Source organism: Tardiphaga sp. 839_C3_N1_4 (genome assembly GCF_051811045.1).
GTDB lineage: Bacteria > Pseudomonadota > Alphaproteobacteria > Rhizobiales > Xanthobacteraceae > Tardiphaga.
Window position 1 is genome coordinate 2723653 of sequence record NZ_JBPWQD010000001.1, and the last position, 15881, is coordinate 2739533.

Annotated in this window: 15 protein-coding genes; 1 reads left to right on the forward strand and 14 read right to left on the reverse strand. The window is 61.1% G+C overall.

Features of this window, described 5'->3' with window-relative positions; genetic code table 11:
• Positions 1–32: 32 nt before the first annotated feature.
• The 12 genes from AB8A38_RS13045 to AB8A38_RS13100 all read right to left on the reverse strand — a co-directional run bounded on the left by AB8A38_RS13045 (position 33) and on the right by AB8A38_RS13100 (position 13129).
• Positions 33–1721 carry a cache domain-containing protein gene (locus AB8A38_RS13045; RefSeq protein ID WP_315840884.1) on the reverse strand — a complete coding sequence of 563 codons (1689 nt, stop codon included), beginning with the start codon at positions 1719–1721 and terminating at the stop codon, positions 33–35.
• Positions 1722–2013: 292 nt separating this feature from the next.
• A complete protein-coding gene (locus AB8A38_RS13050) occupies positions 2014–3693 on the reverse strand; it encodes a methyl-accepting chemotaxis protein (RefSeq protein ID WP_439086243.1) in 1680 nt (559 codons plus the stop codon).
• 199 nt (positions 3694–3892) lie between these two features.
• Positions 3893–5482, reverse strand: coding sequence for a phosphoglycerate dehydrogenase (gene serA / locus AB8A38_RS13055; RefSeq protein ID WP_315840882.1), 1590 nt, complete (start codon positions 5480–5482; stop codon positions 3893–3895).
• Between the two features lie 213 nt (positions 5483–5695).
• Positions 5696–6868 carry a phosphoserine transaminase gene (locus AB8A38_RS13060; protein WP_315840881.1) on the reverse strand — a complete coding sequence of 391 codons (1173 nt, stop codon included), beginning with the start codon at positions 6866–6868 and terminating at the stop codon, positions 5696–5698.
• A gap of 79 nt (positions 6869–6947) precedes the next feature.
• Positions 6948–7217: a hypothetical protein gene (locus tag AB8A38_RS13065; RefSeq protein WP_315840880.1), complete on the reverse strand. Its 270-nt coding sequence runs from the start codon at positions 7215–7217 to the stop codon at positions 6948–6950.
• 254 nt (positions 7218–7471) lie between these two features.
• Positions 7472–7771 (reverse strand): hypothetical protein, encoded by a 300-nt coding sequence (locus AB8A38_RS13070; protein WP_439086244.1) that lies wholly within the window; start codon positions 7769–7771, stop codon positions 7472–7474.
• Between the two features lie 110 nt (positions 7772–7881).
• A complete protein-coding gene (locus AB8A38_RS13075; RefSeq protein WP_439088513.1) occupies positions 7882–8286 on the reverse strand; it encodes a GNAT family N-acetyltransferase in 405 nt (134 codons plus the stop codon).
• A gap of 56 nt (positions 8287–8342) precedes the next feature.
• Positions 8343–8924 carry a glutathione S-transferase family protein gene (locus tag AB8A38_RS13080; RefSeq protein WP_439086245.1) on the reverse strand — a complete coding sequence of 194 codons (582 nt, stop codon included), beginning with the start codon at positions 8922–8924 and terminating at the stop codon, positions 8343–8345.
• A gap of 99 nt (positions 8925–9023) precedes the next feature.
• The gene (locus AB8A38_RS13085) at positions 9024–9839 is read right to left on the reverse strand and encodes an outer membrane protein (protein WP_439086246.1); all 816 of its coding nucleotides are present in this window, start codon (positions 9837–9839) and stop codon (positions 9024–9026) included.
• Between the two features lie 153 nt (positions 9840–9992).
• Complete coding sequence (locus AB8A38_RS13090) at positions 9993–10862, reverse strand: outer membrane protein (protein ID WP_439086247.1); 870 nt, start codon at positions 10860–10862, stop codon at positions 9993–9995.
• Between the two features lie 472 nt (positions 10863–11334).
• Positions 11335–12681, reverse strand: coding sequence for a phosphoglucosamine mutase (gene glmM / locus AB8A38_RS13095; protein WP_089261706.1), 1347 nt, complete (start codon positions 12679–12681; stop codon positions 11335–11337).
• Positions 12682–12931: 250 nt separating this feature from the next.
• Entirely contained in the window at positions 12932–13129 is a 198-nt protein-coding gene (locus AB8A38_RS13100) for a hypothetical protein (RefSeq protein ID WP_315840874.1), read from the reverse strand.
• A 123-nt stretch (positions 13130–13252) separates the two neighbouring features.
• On the opposite strand from AB8A38_RS13100, the gene AB8A38_RS13105 reads away from it, so the two are divergent.
• The gene (locus AB8A38_RS13105) at positions 13253–14392 is read left to right on the forward strand and encodes an alpha-hydroxy acid oxidase (protein WP_439086248.1); all 1140 of its coding nucleotides are present in this window, start codon (positions 13253–13255) and stop codon (positions 14390–14392) included.
• Between the two features lie 7 nt (positions 14393–14399).
• On the opposite strand, the gene AB8A38_RS13110 is transcribed toward AB8A38_RS13105, so the two are convergent.
• Positions 14400–15200 carry an alpha/beta hydrolase gene (locus AB8A38_RS13110; protein ID WP_439086249.1) on the reverse strand — a complete coding sequence of 267 codons (801 nt, stop codon included), beginning with the start codon at positions 15198–15200 and terminating at the stop codon, positions 14400–14402.
• A gap of 25 nt (positions 15201–15225) precedes the next feature.
• Entirely contained in the window at positions 15226–15855 is a 630-nt protein-coding gene (locus tag AB8A38_RS13115) for a hypothetical protein (RefSeq protein ID WP_439086250.1), read from the reverse strand.
• Between the last annotated feature and the right edge of the window lie 26 nt (positions 15856–15881).

Here is a 15881-nt window from a genome sequence, read left to right on the forward strand (position 1 = left end):
AGCTCGCTCTCCGCGAGAGAAGAGGAAAGGCCCTACGCTGCGCGAACCTTCGCGAGGAATTCATCCACCGCCTTGCGCAGGATGCTGGATTGGCCGTCCAGCTCCTTCGCATTCGACAGCACCATGCCTGCCGCCTGCCCCGTTGCTTCCGCCGCTGCGCTGACGCCGCCGATATGAGCGCTGACCTCGCTCGAGCCAGCGGCAACCGACTGGATGTTGCGCGCGATCTCCTGCGTGGCCGACCCCTGCTCTTCCACGGCCGACGAGATCGTCGTGGTGATCTGGCTCATCTGCGCGATCGTACCGGTGATGGCGTTGATCGAGTTGACAGCCTCCTGCGTCGACGCCTGCATCGCTGCAACCTGCGCCGAGATTTCCTCGGTGGCCTTGGCCGTCTGGCTCGCCAGTGCCTTCACTTCCGACGCGACGACCGCAAAGCCACGGCCGGATTCACCTGCACGTGCCGCTTCAATGGTCGCGTTGAGCGCAAGCAGATTGGTCTGCGAGGCGATGTTGTGGATCAGCTGCACGACCTCGCCGATCTTCTCAGCGCCGCTGGAGAGCTGCTGCACCGTCGCATTGGTGCGCTCCGCATCGCCCACTGCCTTGCTGGCGATGTCGCTCGACGCCGCCACCTGACGCAGCACTTCGCTGACCGATGCCGATAGTTCTTCAGCCGCGGCGGCAACCGTGCTCACATTGTCAGATGAGCGCGCCGATGCCGCACCGACCGTCGATGCGCGCGAGCTCGCGTCGCTGGCCGTCGCCGTCATCGACTGCGCGGTGCTCTGCATACCGGCCGCAGCGGTGGAGACGGAACGCACGATGCCGTTGACGCTGCGCTCGAAATCATCGGCGAGGCTCTCCATCGCCGCACGGCGTTCGGCAGCAGCACGGGCCTGGGATTCCACCTCGATCTTGTCCAGCCCGCGAATGCGCACCGCATTGTCCTTGAACACCTGAACCGTTGCGGCCATGGCGCCGATCTCGTCGCCCCGATCGACGTCGGGGATCGCTTCATCCAGCGCACCATCGGCGAGACCGCGCATGCGCGCGCCAAGCCGGCGAAGCGGAATGGTGATGCTGCGGCCAATCATCCAGGCAAGCGCGCCGAGAATAACAATGACCGCGAGTGCCGCGATCATCACGGTGCGCGCACTCTCCCAGAGCTGTACCTGCAAGTCGTCGATATAGACGCCGGTGCCGATGACCCAGCCCCAGGGCTCGAAACCGACGACATAAGAGAGCTTCGGCTGCGGTGCGTCCTTGCCGGGCTTGGGCCACAGATAGTCGACGAAGCCAGCCTTCTGCTTCTTCACGACATCGGCGAATTCGACAAACAGCCGCTTGCCGTTCGGATCCTTGTTGCCGGAGAGATCGCTACCGTTCATCTCGGGCTTGATCGGATGCATCACCATGCGCGGCTGCAGGTCGTTGATCCAGAAGTAATCGCCATTGCCGTAGCGCAGTTTGCCGATACGCGCCGCTGCGGTCTTGCGCGCGGCCTCGTCCGACACGCCGCTACGCTGAATCGTCGCGTATTCTTCCTGCGCGATGCCGAGCGCCAGCTCCGTAAGATGGGTCAATTCGCTCTGGCGCTGCTGCTTGAGGGAGTCGCCGAGGGTGTTCAGCTGCATCCAGGCCAGCCCGGCGAGGCCAAGAAAGCTCAAGCCAATGATGCTGTAGAGGCGAAGGCCGATCGAAATTTTCAAACGATTCATGGGAAGTATCCCTGTAAGGCGCGCTGAAATAAGCGAGTCACCATCGCAGGGTGTAGTTTCGAGTTCGTGAAGTGGTGTGTAGTTCCGTTTTTGCAACCGCGGTTACAGGTTACCTCGAATGCGCTAAAAGTCCCGCCACAGGTAGCTATGCACCTATATGAACTATCATTGTGCAGATTTTAATTTGGTGGTGCAGCGATACGACGCAGCGGCCGAAGCTCAATCGTTCAGGCAAGTCCCAGCCTGGTAGCTCCCCGAGCACAGCGAAGCCGCGCTCGGGGAAGGATTTGACTCAGGCCGCCCTCACCTTGGTGAGGAAGTCGTCGACCGCGGTACGCAGCATGCCGGACTGGCTCTCGAGCTCCCGTGCATTCGACAGCACCTGCGATGCAGCCGAACCGGTTGCTTCGGCTGCGCTGCTGACGCCGCCGATATGATTGCTGATCTCGTTCGCACCGGCCGATACCGACTGAATGTTGCGCGCGATTTCCTGCGTCGCCGTGCCTTGCTGCTCCACCGCCACAGAGATCGTGTTGGTGATCTGGCTCATCTGCGCGATGGTGCCGGTGATGGCGCCGATCGATGCAACGGCCTCGCTGGTCGATGCCTGCATGGCGGCAACCTGCGCCGAGATTTCCTCAGTGGCCTTGGCGGTCTGGCTGGCCAGCGCCTTCACCTCCGACGCGACCACGGCAAAGCCGCGACCGGACTCGCCGGCGCGTGCGGCTTCGATGGTCGCGTTCAGCGCCAGCAGATTGGTCTGCGAGGCAATGCTGTGGATCAGCTGCACGACCTCGCCGATCTTTTCAGCGCCGCTCGACAGGATCTGAACGGTGGCATTGGTGCGCTCGGCATCGCCTACCGCCTTGCTGGCGATCTCGCTGGAGGCCGATACCTGACGCAGCACTTCACTGACTGACGCTGACAATTCCTCCGCAGCCGCCGCAACCGTGCTGACATTATCGGACGAGCGCGTCGAAGCTGCGCTGACCGTCGCGGCGCGCGAGCTTGCATCGCTTGCCGTCGCCGTCATCGACTGCGCGGTGCTCTGCATACCGACTGCGGCGGTCGAGACCGAGCGGACGATACCCGTCACGCTGCGCTCGAAATCCGTGGCCATCGCCTCCATGGCAGCGCGTCGCTCCGCAGCGATGCGGCCCTGTGCATCCGCCTCGACCTGTTCGAGCGAGCGGATACGCAGCGCATTGTCCTTGAACACCTGAACCGTCTTGGCCATCGCGCCGACTTCATCGCCGCGGCCGACGCCGGGAATTTCCTCATCCAGCGCACCATTGGCGAGCGACTCCATGCGCGATCCCAGCATGCCGAGCGGCTTGGTGATGCTACGGCCGATCAGCCACGCGATCGCACCCGCCACTGCGGCAATGGCCAGCATGGCCAGGCCGAGCGCCCAGATGATCGGCTTCAGATGGGCGTCGAGGTCGTCGAGATAGGCGCCGGTGGCAATGAACATGTTCCAGCCGGGAAGCGCCGCGGCATAGCCCATCTTGCGCGACGGGACCTGCTCATTGGGCTTCTGGAATTCGTAGGTCAGAATCTTCGTGCCGTTGGCTGCGACGCCGTCGCGGAATTCACGCGTAATGGCAACGCCACTGACCTTGACGTCGAGCCGGTTGGATCCTGCCTTGAAGCCCGGCAGATGAACCACTTCACCGTCCATCGTGTAGATGAACAGATAGTTGCCGTTGTCATAGGTCATCGGCTCGATACGGCGTACCAGCTCGGCGGTCGCGGCTTCCTTGGTGAGCTTGCCTGCAGCGACATCCTTCTGGATGCTGGCCGCTACGTTGGTCCCGATTTCGACGATCGACTTCAGCTGCTCGGTTCGCGCAGAGAGCATCTCGCTCTTGACCATATAGGCGGCCAGAATGCCCGCGGCGCAGAGGCCGATCATGGTGACGGCCACCAGAACGACGAGCTTGTACGTAATACGGATATTGGCGAGCTTCACGGCTGTATTCCCCCGGGCGTGCGATTTTCGATCGCTGATTCCTCGGAGTAAAATGTATCGGGGTAGTGTTCCCAAATCCTTACACGTGCGGGCGGGGGCAACCTGCCGCGCCGACCTGAATGTGAACATTTTCCGCATAACGAAAAATCCCCGCCTTTCGGGCGGGGATTTCGGCAATGTCAGTTCAGATGAGGGACCTTCAGAACGTCAGCGCCTTGGCCTGTTTCACCTGCGGCAGCGCCTGCACCTTGCTCAGCACGTCGGCCGGCACAACGCCGTCGATCTCCACCAGCGCGATGGCGTCACCGCCCTGCTCGTTGCGGCCGAGATGGAAGGTTGCGATGTTGACCTTGGCATCGCCGAGCAGCGAGGCGAACTTTCCGATGAAGCCCGGCTTGTCCTCGTTGGTGACATAGATCATCGACTTCCCGAATTCGGCATCGACGCGGATGCCCTTGATATCAACCAACCGCGGCTTGCCGTCATGATAGACAGTGCCGGACACCGAGCGTTCCTGCCGTTCGGTGATAACCGTAACGGTGATCAGGCTTTCGTAATCGCTCTGCGCCGCGCGCACCACTTCATCGACTACCATGCCGCGCTCCTTGGCAACGGCCGGCGCGGAGACGACGTTGACGTCGCCGAGCATCGGCCGCAGCAATCCGCTCAATGCAGCAGACGTCAGGGCCTTGATCTTCATTTCGGCGACCGCGCCTTCATAGGTGATCTGCACCTTGGCAATTCCGGTCTCGGTGAGCTGGCCCGCGAACGAACCGAGCTTCTCGGCGAGTTCGATGAACGGCTTCAGCTTCGGTGCTTCTTCCGCGGTGATCGACGGGAAGTTGACCGCGTTGGAGATCGCGCCCGACAGCAGATAATCCGACATCTGTTCGGCGACCTGCAGCGCGACATTCTCCTGCGCTTCGGTGGTCGATGCACCCAGATGCGGCGTGCAGATCACGTTGGGATGACCGAACAGCACGTTCTTGGTGGCCGGCTCCTCGACGAACACGTCGAAGGCAGCACCGGCGACATGCTTACTATTCAGCGCATCGACCAGCGCCTGCTCGTCGACCAGACCGCCGCGGGCGCAGTTGATGATGCGCACGCCGGGCTTCATCTTGGCGATGGCGGCGGCATCGATGATGTTCTTCGTCTTCTCGGTGAGCGGCGTGTGTAGCGTAATGAAGTCGGCGCGCTTGAGGAGGTCGTCGAGCTCGACCTTCTCGACGCCGATGTCCTTGGCACGCTCCGGCGACAGGAACGGATCGAAGGCAATGACCTTCATGCGCAGGCCGAGTGCGCGGTCGGCCGCGATGGCGCCGATATTGCCGCAACCGATCACGCCCAGCGTCTTGCCGGTGATCTCGACGCCCATGAAGCGGTTCTTCTCCCACTTGCCGGCCTGCGTCGATGCGTCGGCCTGCGGGATCTCGCGAGCGAGCGAGAGCATCAGCGTGATCGCATGTTCGGCCGTGGTGATCGAATTGCCGAACGGCGTGTTCATCACGATGATGCCCTTGGCGGTCGCCGCGGGAATTTCGACATTGTCGACGCCGATGCCGGCGCGGCCGATCACCTTCAGGCGCGTCGCCCTTTCGAGAATCTTCGCAGTTGCCTTGGTCGCCGAGCGAATGGCGAGGCCGTCATAATTGCCGATGATCTCGGCAAGCTTGTCCTTGTCCTTGCCGAGGTTCGGCTGGAAGTCGACGTCGATGCCGCGATCCCGAAAGATCTGCACGGCGGCGGGAGAGAGGGCGTCGGAAATGAGAACTTTTGGGGCAGTCATGGATGTGATCCTCGAAATGGGAGCCAGTGTAGGCGCGACAAACGCAGCAGGCTCCTTCTCCCCGTACTCACGGGGAGAAGGTCGGGATGAGGGGCCGCTTGCCGACCCGTGAATGCCGAAGTGAGGTGAACCGAGTGCCTTGCCCCTCACCCGGACATCGCGCTACACGCGATGTCCGACCTCTCCCCGCCCAGAGCGGGGAGAGGTTAAGAACTACGCCGCCTTGGCGAGCGAGGCCTTGGTTTCGGCGAAAGCCCAGTCGATCCACTGCGTGAGGATCTCGACGTCCTTGGCTTCAACCGTGGCACCACACCAGATACGCAGACCGGCTGGCGCATCGCGATAATGCGCGAAGTCGAAACCGGCGTTTTCCTTCTCGACAGCCGCGACCAGCTTCTTGGCGAAGTCAGCCTGCGCGTCCGGCGAGAGCGCGGTGATCGCGGAATCAATAACCTTCATGCACACCGACGTGTTGGAGCGGATCGCGGGATCAGCGGCCAGGAAGTCGATCCACGGCGTCTTCGCTTTCCAGTCCGCGAGCGCCTTGGTGTTGGCGTCCGCACGCGCGATCAGCGCCTTGAGGCCTCCAACCGACTTGGCCCAGCCGAGCGCATCGAGATAATCCTCGACGCACAGCATCGACGGCGTGTTGATGGTCTCGCCGACGAAGATGCCTTCGTTGAGCTTGCCGCCCTTGGTCATGCGGAAGATCTTCGGCAGCGGCCACGGCGGCGTATAGCTTTCGAGACGCGCAACGGCGCGCGGCGAGAGAACGAGCATGCCATGTGCAGCTTCGCCGCCGAGCGCCTTCTGCCAGGAGAAGGTGACGACATCGAGCTTCGCCCAGTCGAGCGGCTGCGCGAAAGCGGCCGAGGTGGCGTCGCAAATGGTCAGGCCTTCGCGGTCAGCCTTGATCCAGTCGGCATTCGGCACGCGCACGCCGGAGGTGGTGCCGTTCCAGGTGAAGACGATGTCCGAGCTCGGATCGACCTTCGACAGGTCGGGGAGTTCGCCATAGCCAGCATGCAGCTTGGTGACGTCCTTGAGCTTCAGCTCCTTGACGATGTCCGAGACCCAGCCCTCGCCGAAGGATTCCCAGGCGATGGTGGTGACGGGACGCGGCCCGAGCAGCGACCACAGCGCCATCTCGACAGCGCCCGTATCCGATGCCGGCACGATACCGATGCGGTAATCTGCGGGCACTTCAAGCACTTCGCGCGTCAGGTCGATCGCGAGTTTGAGCTTGTTCTTGCCGATCTTGGCACGGTGCGAACGACCGAGAGCTGCGTCAGAGAGTTTTTCGGGGGTCCAACCGGGGCGCTTGGCGCAGGGGCCGGAGGAGAAATGCGGCACGTTGGGCCGCGAAGCGGGCTTCGCTGCAGTCATATTCTATCCTTCCAGATAGCTAGCCTCCCGTTGGGGGGAGGTGTCCCGCTGGCGTGGATATGGGAACCAACCCGGAGCGTCAAGCGACTTCCGGGCTATCACGCGTGATTGATGGCGTGACGATATCGCCCGCCGCCGCGTGATCAGCCACGGACGGGGCATCCCCGGGCATCGCGAGATCGACTGACGATGGAGCTTCGGCTGGCATCAAAGGCACATCGTTAAGTAACTCGGAGGCATCGACTACGAGCTGCGCGGCACGGCGCCGGCTGCCGACTTTCATGACGCTTTGATCGTCGACCTTCACGACATAGTCGCTGCCGACCTTCTCGATCGAATAATTGCTCATGAGTCCTTCCAACGTCCCCGCGCACAGGGATACGTCGCCCGTCCCCGCACGTTCCGAAACAAATCCCATCAGCGCTTTGCTGGTTTACGGGTCATTAACCGGAACAACGAGGCGCACAGCCACATGATACCGGCGCTCCTCCTCGTTATTCACCGCTCAAGAGCGAACACGGGCGGTCAATGAAAAAGGCAGCGATTGCGATCGCTGCCTTTGCGTTTGAGGTTGCAGCTCACTCGCTCTTGTGAGCGAAACGCCTATCGTCCGACCTTGCCGGGAAAACCCGGCGCATTCGGATTATCGCCAGGTAAGCCGCTCGGCGACGCGCCGGTGCCGATGCGTCCCGGCGTCGTCGTGTTCGGTGCGCCCGGCTGACTCGTACCACCGCCCATGCCTGTTGTACCCGTTGCGGGAGGCGGCGAGACATTCGGGCTCGGCATCTGTGTCACCGGAGCGCCAGTGATACCATCCGTGCCGGCCCCCTGGGCGGAAGCGAATGTGGTCGAGGCCAGAAGCGAGGCAACGATGATGGCGGAAAGACCGAATCGGGATTGCATGGACAGCTCCATCATTGATTGATGATGATGATGATGATGATGATGATGATGGGCAACCGCTGGCCTCGTTCGTCGTTCCGACACCGCACGGCATGGTGATCGCGCGTGGCCTAGAAGCGGAACGTCATGCCGACATGGCTGTCGGCGAAACCGAGCCGCTTGTAGAATCGCTGGGCATCGACCCGGGTCTGATGCGTCAGCAGCTCGACGAGTTTGCATCCCCTCGCCTGTGCCTCGCCGATGGCCCATCGCACCAGCAGTTCACCGATGCCCTGGCTGCGCAGCGTCGTCGACACACGAACATCCTCGATGAGCGCTCGCGAAGCGCCCTGCGAACTCAAGCCCGGCAGGATGCAGAGCTGCAGGCAGCCAACCACGCTGCCGTCGCCGGCTTCTGCAACCGTCAACTGGATATTTGGGTCATGTGCGAGTTTATCGAAGGCCTCGTAATAAGATTGCGGCAACGGGTCCTCGATCCGCTCGCGGCCACGGCCGAGCGCATCATCAGCCAGCATTACCACGATCGCGACGACGTCCTCGCGGCGCGCAGGCCGTAGCTTGATCTGCGTATTCACGAAATACCCAATGCCTTCTCACTGCCGGCGATCCAGCGCCTGATCGACGCGTAACCGTCGAGATGAAAGCCGCCCTCATGGGCCACGCGCGTATAGGCCAGCAACGACGCGTCGGCCAACGAGACGCGATCTCCCACAAGGAAAGGTGATGTCGTCAGGTGATGCTCCATGCGAGCGAGTGCGAAATAGCCGCGCTTGAGCTTTTCGGGATCGAGATCCGAAATCGCCTTGCCGAGATAGACGATCTGATAGCGGCACACCGCGATATACGGCTCGTGGCTGTATTGTTCCCAGAACAGCCATTCATCCATCTTGGCAGCGTCATAGGCATCGGTCGGGATCAGATCGCTGCCACGCGCGAGATAGCGGATGATGGCGTTGGATTGCGCAAGTGGGCGGCCGTCGTCGAGCACGACGGTCGGCACCTGACCGGCGCCGTTAAGCGCCAGAAACTCCGGCGTCCGGCTCTCGCCCTTGCTGGTATCGACATCGATCCACGCATAAGGAAGTTTGAGGTGATCGCTCACCCACTTCACCTTCAGGCAATTGCCGGAATTCAGATCGCCGTAGATTTTCATGATGGCTGCCCCGCATCATCAGACACGGTAAGGCAGCATTCGTCAAACGGCATGTCAACAGAGATCAAACTCGTGCCGAACGTACGCGACCTTGGCCGGTCAGAACTTGTAGCCGACGCCGGCTCGCACGGTGTTGATATTGGTATCAACCGATGACGTGAAGCGGACGTATTCCCATTCGGCGCGTGCGAACAATCCGCCGATCAGATTGATGTCAACGCCAAGGCCGGCAGAGTAGCCGTAGATGAGATGGCTGTATTGGCCTTCGGTCTTGCTATAGTCGAACGGGATGCTCTGGAAGCCCGGCGCTGCGGCTACATTGACGGCAACCCCGTGAATGCGTGCAGACCGAACGATATCGGCCTGCCCGAGCGCGAGACCTCCGAACATGTAAGGCAAGAACGCTCCCACGGCATAGCCGGCGCGGGCGCGCAGCGTGCCCATATCCGTAATCGACATCTTCGCAGCGGCATCGTAGGTGACGCCGTTGGTATAGCCGAGAGCATCGATGAACGAGCGCCCCATCGAGCCGCTTGCGTCGCCGCCGAACTTGCCATGCAAGTAGCTCATTTCAACGCCGATCACGACGTCGTCCCACTGGCTGTTGTAACCGATAAAGCCACCCCAGCCCTCGCCGCGCTGCGACGTCTTGCCGAGCAGCGGCCATTGTGAGACCTGGCCGGCGGACTCCATTGCGAGACCGTCTAGCAGGCCTCCCGCCAGGGTCCGCGTTGCGCCAGAGAAATTCATGTCGGACTGTCCGATGCCGGCTTGGGCGCCGATATAGAAGCCATCCCAGTCGGATCGCCCCATTGTTCTGCCTTCAGAAAGCGAGCCGCGCAGAAATGGCAGGTCGGCTGCATGAGCCGCTGGCGCTGCGATCGAAAGCACTACGGCAAAGATAAACTTACGCATCACGACAATTCCTCAACTCACCGAACTGTCCCGATCATCCGCTGTTAACCTTAATCATTGGTTGCAATCATACCGTCCGCACAAAACAAAACGGCGCGGGAAGCTCCCGCGCCGTTAAGGTCTCTTAAGATAGTTGAGGCAATCCGCTTAGCTTTAGCCCTTGCGGATCAACGGCGGCGGCGCATAGGCCGGCGGGCTGTCGAGATTCCAGCGCACGCCGAGCTTCAGGTCATGCGAGGTGATGTCCTTGAACTGCATCGCCACACCGCGGGTGAAGCCGTCATAGGTCGAGACCGGTCCGGTCTGGCCATCGCCGAGGTTCATGTAGCTGTAGCCGAGTTCGACGGTCATTGCCGGATTGACCTTGTAAGCCAGGCCCGTGTGCAGGGCCCATGCGAAGTTCCACTTCGATGCTGCCGGTGCGCTGGCATAGCTCGGGAACGGGCCGCCGATGAAGGGCACGCCGCCGGCGGAACCGACATTGATCGCACCGTTATCCGTGTAGTTCCCGATATTGACGCGAGCCATGCCGACGCCGGCGCCGACGAACGGGGTCACGCACCACCAGGTGCCGAGATCGACGTAACCATTGGCCATCACCACCCATTCGGACTTGGTGGCGTTGTAGTTGTTCACGCCGGTACCGACGAGGCCGCTCGACGGGAACGTTACGTGATCGGTGCCCTTGAAGTTCGAATTGCCGCGATACTGGCCGGTGATGTCACCGCGGAACCAGTTATTGAACTGATAACCGACACCGAGCTGGAAGATGCCAGCCGTATCAAAGGCAGTGGTCTGCTGAAGCGAGAGGAGATTGGCGTTGCGACCGTCACCCATCTCGATGTTCTTGACGCGCTGATTGCTGAAACCGATATCGCCGCGCAGGTACCAACCACCGAAATCTTCGACCGGCGGCGGCGCATACATCTGAGGCGGTGGAGCAATGGGCATGTCGGCAGCGAAAGCAGCGGTCGACATCAGGGAAGCCGCGCCTGCGGCCAGAATGAATTTAACGCTACGCATTGGCTTCGTCCTTTTGGGCCAGTGAGACAACTAATGGAGGCCTCACACTCGAAAACTCACAATCGGACGATGACACCAACTCCTTAAGCGGCGCTTAACCCTAACTTTTAAGGTTGATATTTGGTGACGAAAATGCACGCAAATTCCATCAGGCCACTGCGTCGCCACAGTTACTAACAATGTCTTGCTAATCAAAACGCGCTGCAATGCGCCGCGGCATCGCCAGGTGTTAACGAGGACTTACCTGCCAGGAGCCTTCGACTCTGACCGGATTAGAACCGAGGCTCCGGCTTTTTGTTGAGACGCGTTTTCTTGATGCGAACCGGTGCCCACTTCGCTCGAAAGCGCTCCAACGTGAGCTATCAAAATGCGGAAGAGCCGCCTCACCCGATAAATATTCGGACAAGACGGCTCTTCATGTCAGCTCGGCAGTTCGCGCTGGCGCCTCGGCCAGAGCGAACGAACAGGAAGCTTACGCTGCGGCCGCGTGGCCCAGCGCGTCAACGATGGAATCCACCACTTCCTCGACCATCACGCGGTCATCGCCCTCTCCCATCACACGGATGACCGGCTCCGTGCCCGACGGGCGGATCAGGAGACGACCATGACCATTGAGGCGCTGTTCGCCGGCAGCGATGGTGGATTTCACTTCCGCATCATCGAGCGGCTTGCCGCTGCGATAACGCACATTCTTCAGAATCTGCGGCAACGGATCGAACAGGTGGCAAACTTCCGACACCGGCCGACCGAGCTTGGTCACCACGGCCAGCACCTGCAGCGCGGCTACGAAACCGTCGCCTGTCGTCGCATGGTCCGACATGATGATATGGCCCGAGGGTTCGCCGCCGACATTGTAGCCGTGCTGCAGCATCTGCTCGAGCACATAGCGATCACCCACCGCCGTACGGATGAGGTCGATGCCCTGCCCCTTCAGGAAGCGCTCCAGACCGAGATTTGACATCACGGTGGAGACGATACCCGGCTTGGCAAGCCGTCCGTCTTCCTTCCAGCTCTGCGCAATAACGGCGAGCAACTGATCGCCATCAACCAGATGGCCACGCTCGTCGACCATGATCAGCCGATCGGCGTCGCCATCCAGCGCAATGCCGATATCGGCGCGCATCTCGCGCACCTTGCGGCTCAGCGCTTCCGGCGCAGTCGATCCGCATTCCTTGTTGATGTTGAAACCGTCGGGCTCGACGCCGATGGAGATGACGTCCGCGCCGAGTTCCCAGAGCGCCTCCGGCGCCACCTTGTAGGCGGCGCCATGGGCGCAATCGATGACGACGCGCAAGCCATCGAGGCTGAGATTTCGCGGCAGTGTACGTTTGGCGAATTCGATGTAACGATCATGCACCCCGTCGATGCGGCGCGCCCGACCGAGGCTGGCGCTCTGCGACAGTCTCTTATCGAGATTCTCGTCGAGCAATTCCTCGATCTGCTTCTCGACATCGTCCGACAGCTTGTAGCCGAGCGGTCCGAACAGCTTGATGCCGTTGTCCTCGAACAGATTGTGCGATGCGGAAATCATCACGCCGAGATCGGCGCGCATCGACTTGGTCAGCATCGCCACGGCGGGCGTCGGCATCGGCCCGACCAGCAGCACATCCATGCCGACCGACGTGAAGCCTGCCACCATCGCATTTTCGATCATGTAGCCGGACAAACGGGTATCCTTGCCGATCACGACACGATGACGGTGTTCGCCGCGCTGAAACACAAGACCTGCGGCCTGCCCAACCTTCAGTGCCAGTTCCGGCGTGATCAAACCATTGGCGCGGCCGCGAATGCCGTCTGTCCCGAAATATTTACGGCTCATGGTAACCCCCAATGCCCTCGCGTCTTGCGCGAGGACTCAAAACCCTGTCTCAGGCGACTGACCCATTGGCAGCGCCATATATGTGACGGACTTATAAGGCTCGGGCCCCTAAAATCGCTTCAAAAAATATGATGAATCATTACCAAGGCCCGGAACACGTAATTAACGACAAGCCATTGATATTACTTATATACCGCACCTTTGATGTAACGCCTTCGAGAGAACGCCGGCTTACGGAACCCGGCCCAGCTCAGTCCTTTCGCTTGATATGCGCATCCGCCTTTGAATGGGCAGGCTGGGTCACACTGACCGGATCGGAGCCCGGAAAAGTCTCCTCCAACCCTTCGTCCAGCGCAACTTCCAGCTGTCGCTTTTCTTCGTCCGCAGCCGCCTTGCCTGGAGCCTTGCCGACCCCGTGGCCTGCTGGATTTGTCTTGGAGCCGGACATTCTGGCCTCCTTCAATTTCGACGACATCCCGATGACAAGGATGATATGGCGGACCGCCTAACCATGCTAGATGACACCGAAACAAGCAAATACAAGCAAAGACAAGAACGGCTGGGACATCTCATGAAGCATATCACCTGCATCGAAGATCTTCGCCTTGAGCATAAGCGCAACGTGCCAAAGGCGTTCTTCGACTATGTCGACCATGGCTCCTATAGCGAAGACACGTTCCGCGCCAATTGCGAGGATCTGCAAAAGCTGAAGTTCCGCCAGCGCATTCTGGTCGACATCGCCAATCGCGACACCTCGACGACCATCCTCGGTGAGAAGGCCACCATGCCGCTGATCTGCGCGCCGGTCGGCTCCACCGGCATGCAATATGGCGACGGCGAAATTCACGCCTGCCGGGCGGCGCAGGCGGCGGGTATCCCCTATACGCTCTCGACGATGTCAATCAATTCGATCGAAGACCTCGCCGAGAATGTCGAGAAGCCGTTCTGGTTTCAGCTCTATGTCATGAAGGATCGCGGCTTCATCAAGGAGCTCATCGAGCGCGCCATCAAAGCGAGGTGCAGCGCGCTGGTGCTGACTGTCGATCTGCAAGTGATCGGCCAGCGTCATGCCGACATCAAGAACGGTCTGTCCGTGCCACCGCAGCTCTTCAATCTGAAGAATATGATCGACTTCGCCAGCAAGCCCGGCTGGCTTATGCGCACGCTGAAAGCCAAGCGGCGCAACTTCGGCAACATCGCCGGCTTCGTGAAGAACACCGACGATCTCGGCTCCGTCGCGCAGTGGACAGCATCGCAATTCGATGCGTCGTTGAACTGGAAGGATCTCGACTGGATCCGCAGCATCTGGCCCGGCAAGATCGTGATCAAGGGCATTCACGATATCGAGGATGCCCGCGAAGCCGTGAAGGTCGGCGCGCAGGCGATGGTCGTATCCAACCACGGCGGACGTCAGCTCGACGGCGCACCGTCGTCAATCTCGGTACTGCCGGGGATCGCCGATGCCGTCGGCTCGGACATCGAAGTGATGTTCGACAGCGGCATCCGCTCGGGGCAGGACGTGATGCGTGCGCTCGCCCTCGGCGCGAAGTCCTGCATGATCGGCCGCGCCTATATCTACGGCCTCGGTGCCTATGGCGGCCCCGGCGTGACCAAGGCGCTGGACATCCTGCGCAACGAACTCAGCGTGACCATGGGCTTGTGCGGCGTGAATTCGATCGCCGAGATCGACAGGCACGTTTTGGTGCAGTAAGGCCTCGTCAGATCGCCGCGTCGATCCACGCGGCGATCGTATCGACGACTTTTTGCTCGATGCCGTAATAGCCGTGCGGAGACAGCGACCCGCAATCCGTGGACGAGCGCTGATCTCCGCCACTGACCCTGATGACCTTGACGCGCGGCGCGCCGGTCATCGCTGCTGCGATCTTGTCGGCGTCTTCCGGCGGTGCGACATTGCAGCGATCGTCTGAATTGGCGACGACGAGTGCGGGCACACTGACTCGTTCAGGATGCGCGTCGAACACCGTCTCGTGACTGCCACCAAGGCGCGACACCGACTCAGTGAGCACGATACCCGCGATCTGACCGTCACGCAGATTCGCTGCGCCGTTCATCGCCGCAATCGAGCCTTGGCTGGTCCCGAGCAGAAAGACCGGTCCCGGCGCCTGCGCATGAGCCGCAGCGACGAGATCGCCGACAAGTGCTGCATATTGCGGCGAGCTGCGCAGCCCGCGCAAGTTCTGACCATCCACGGTGTCGGGGATCAGCACCGCGAAACCCGCAGCATTCCAGAGCGCGCGCGAGCGGACGACGAAGTTGTTACCGTGCGCTATCGCGCCATCCCGGGCGATGCCTACATCGCCCGCTCCTCCGGGCATCATCACGATGGTCGCGCGTGGATGCGATGGACTGGCGTAGAGCGCGCGCTGCTGATCGCCGCCATAAACAGGTAGGTTCAGCACGCGCTCTGTCGGAGCAAGTGTCTGCGCAGCAACGAATTGCAGCGCAGACAACAACAGAGATGCGAGGATCAGGCACGGTGTGAGGAATGGTCTGCGCAAGAGCTCCTCCGCTGTTTCGAATTTCTTACATCGGCGGCGTCAGCCCATCCAACCCGACATTGACGCGCGCCGTCTCGAAGGTGCCGTCATCCTTCTTGGTAGCGCCCATGATGATGATCTTGGCGCCGGGCTTGAGTTCATCCTTGTTGCCCGGCACGAATGTCACGATCGGCGTGTCAGGCGTCACGGTCACTTTCTTTTCCCCGTCCTTGTACTTCACCGTCACCGTCTGGCCATCGGAGGCCTGGACCTTCTGATCGACGGTGGCATTGGTCATGCTGCTGTTGGGGCGCAGATCCCAGGGGCGCGAACCTTCGCCGGTGCCGCGCATCGCTTCCGGAAAGATATGGATCGCGATGGCCTTCTGCGACCCATCGGCCTGTGGCATGCCGGTCACGCCGATATAGGAGCCGGGCTTCACCTCGGCCATTGTCGTTCTGGCTATGCCGGTGACGGTGACATTGTCCGTCATCTTCACTTTGCGCTCATCGCCTTCGCGCGTCTTGATCGTCAACACCGCGCCATCGACGGCTTCGATGGCACCACGGATGCGCAGAGATTGCGGCTGCTGCGCCGATGCAGCGGAGATCAGCAATGAACCAGCGAGAAGTGAGCCCGCGAACAAGCGAGCCGACGTCGATAAGATCTGAACCATAGGGGAATTTCCTTTGAAGGCAGCGC

What these genes read in the sequence shown, in the direction of transcription:
- AB8A38_RS13045 (WP_315840884.1), bottom strand. Translation starts at nt 1,721, where the DNA reads ATGAATCGTTTGAAAATTTCGATCGGCCTTCGCCTCTACAGCATCATT.
- serA (WP_315840882.1), bottom strand. Translation starts at nt 5,482, where the DNA reads ATGACTGCCCCAAAAGTTCTCATTTCCGACGCCCTCTCTCCCGCCGCC.
- AB8A38_RS13060 (WP_315840881.1), bottom strand. Translation starts at nt 6,868, where the DNA reads ATGACTGCAGCGAAGCCCGCTTCGCGGCCCAACGTGCCGCATTTCTCC.
- AB8A38_RS13065 (WP_315840880.1), bottom strand. Translation starts at nt 7,217, where the DNA reads ATGAGCAATTATTCGATCGAGAAGGTCGGCAGCGACTATGTCGTGAAG.
- AB8A38_RS13070 (WP_439086244.1), bottom strand. Translation starts at nt 7,771, where the DNA reads ATGCAATCCCGATTCGGTCTTTCCGCCATCATCGTTGCCTCGCTTCTG.
- AB8A38_RS13075 (WP_439088513.1), bottom strand. Translation starts at nt 8,286, where the DNA reads ATGCTGGCTGATGATGCGCTCGGCCGTGGCCGCGAGCGGATCGAGGAC.
- AB8A38_RS13080 (WP_439086245.1), bottom strand. Translation starts at nt 8,924, where the DNA reads ATGAAAATCTACGGCGATCTGAATTCCGGCAATTGCCTGAAGGTGAAG.
- AB8A38_RS13085 (WP_439086246.1), bottom strand. Translation starts at nt 9,839, where the DNA reads ATGCGTAAGTTTATCTTTGCCGTAGTGCTTTCGATCGCAGCGCCAGCG.
- AB8A38_RS13090 (WP_439086247.1), bottom strand. Translation starts at nt 10,862, where the DNA reads ATGCGTAGCGTTAAATTCATTCTGGCCGCAGGCGCGGCTTCCCTGATG.
- glmM (WP_089261706.1), bottom strand. Translation starts at nt 12,681, where the DNA reads ATGAGCCGTAAATATTTCGGGACAGACGGCATTCGCGGCCGCGCCAAT.
- AB8A38_RS13100 (WP_315840874.1), bottom strand. Translation starts at nt 13,129, where the DNA reads ATGTCCGGCTCCAAGACAAATCCAGCAGGCCACGGGGTCGGCAAGGCT.
- AB8A38_RS13105 (WP_439086248.1), top strand. Translation starts at nt 13,253, where the DNA reads ATGAAGCATATCACCTGCATCGAAGATCTTCGCCTTGAGCATAAGCGC.
- AB8A38_RS13115 (WP_439086250.1), bottom strand. Translation starts at nt 15,855, where the DNA reads ATGGTTCAGATCTTATCGACGTCGGCTCGCTTGTTCGCGGGCTCACTT.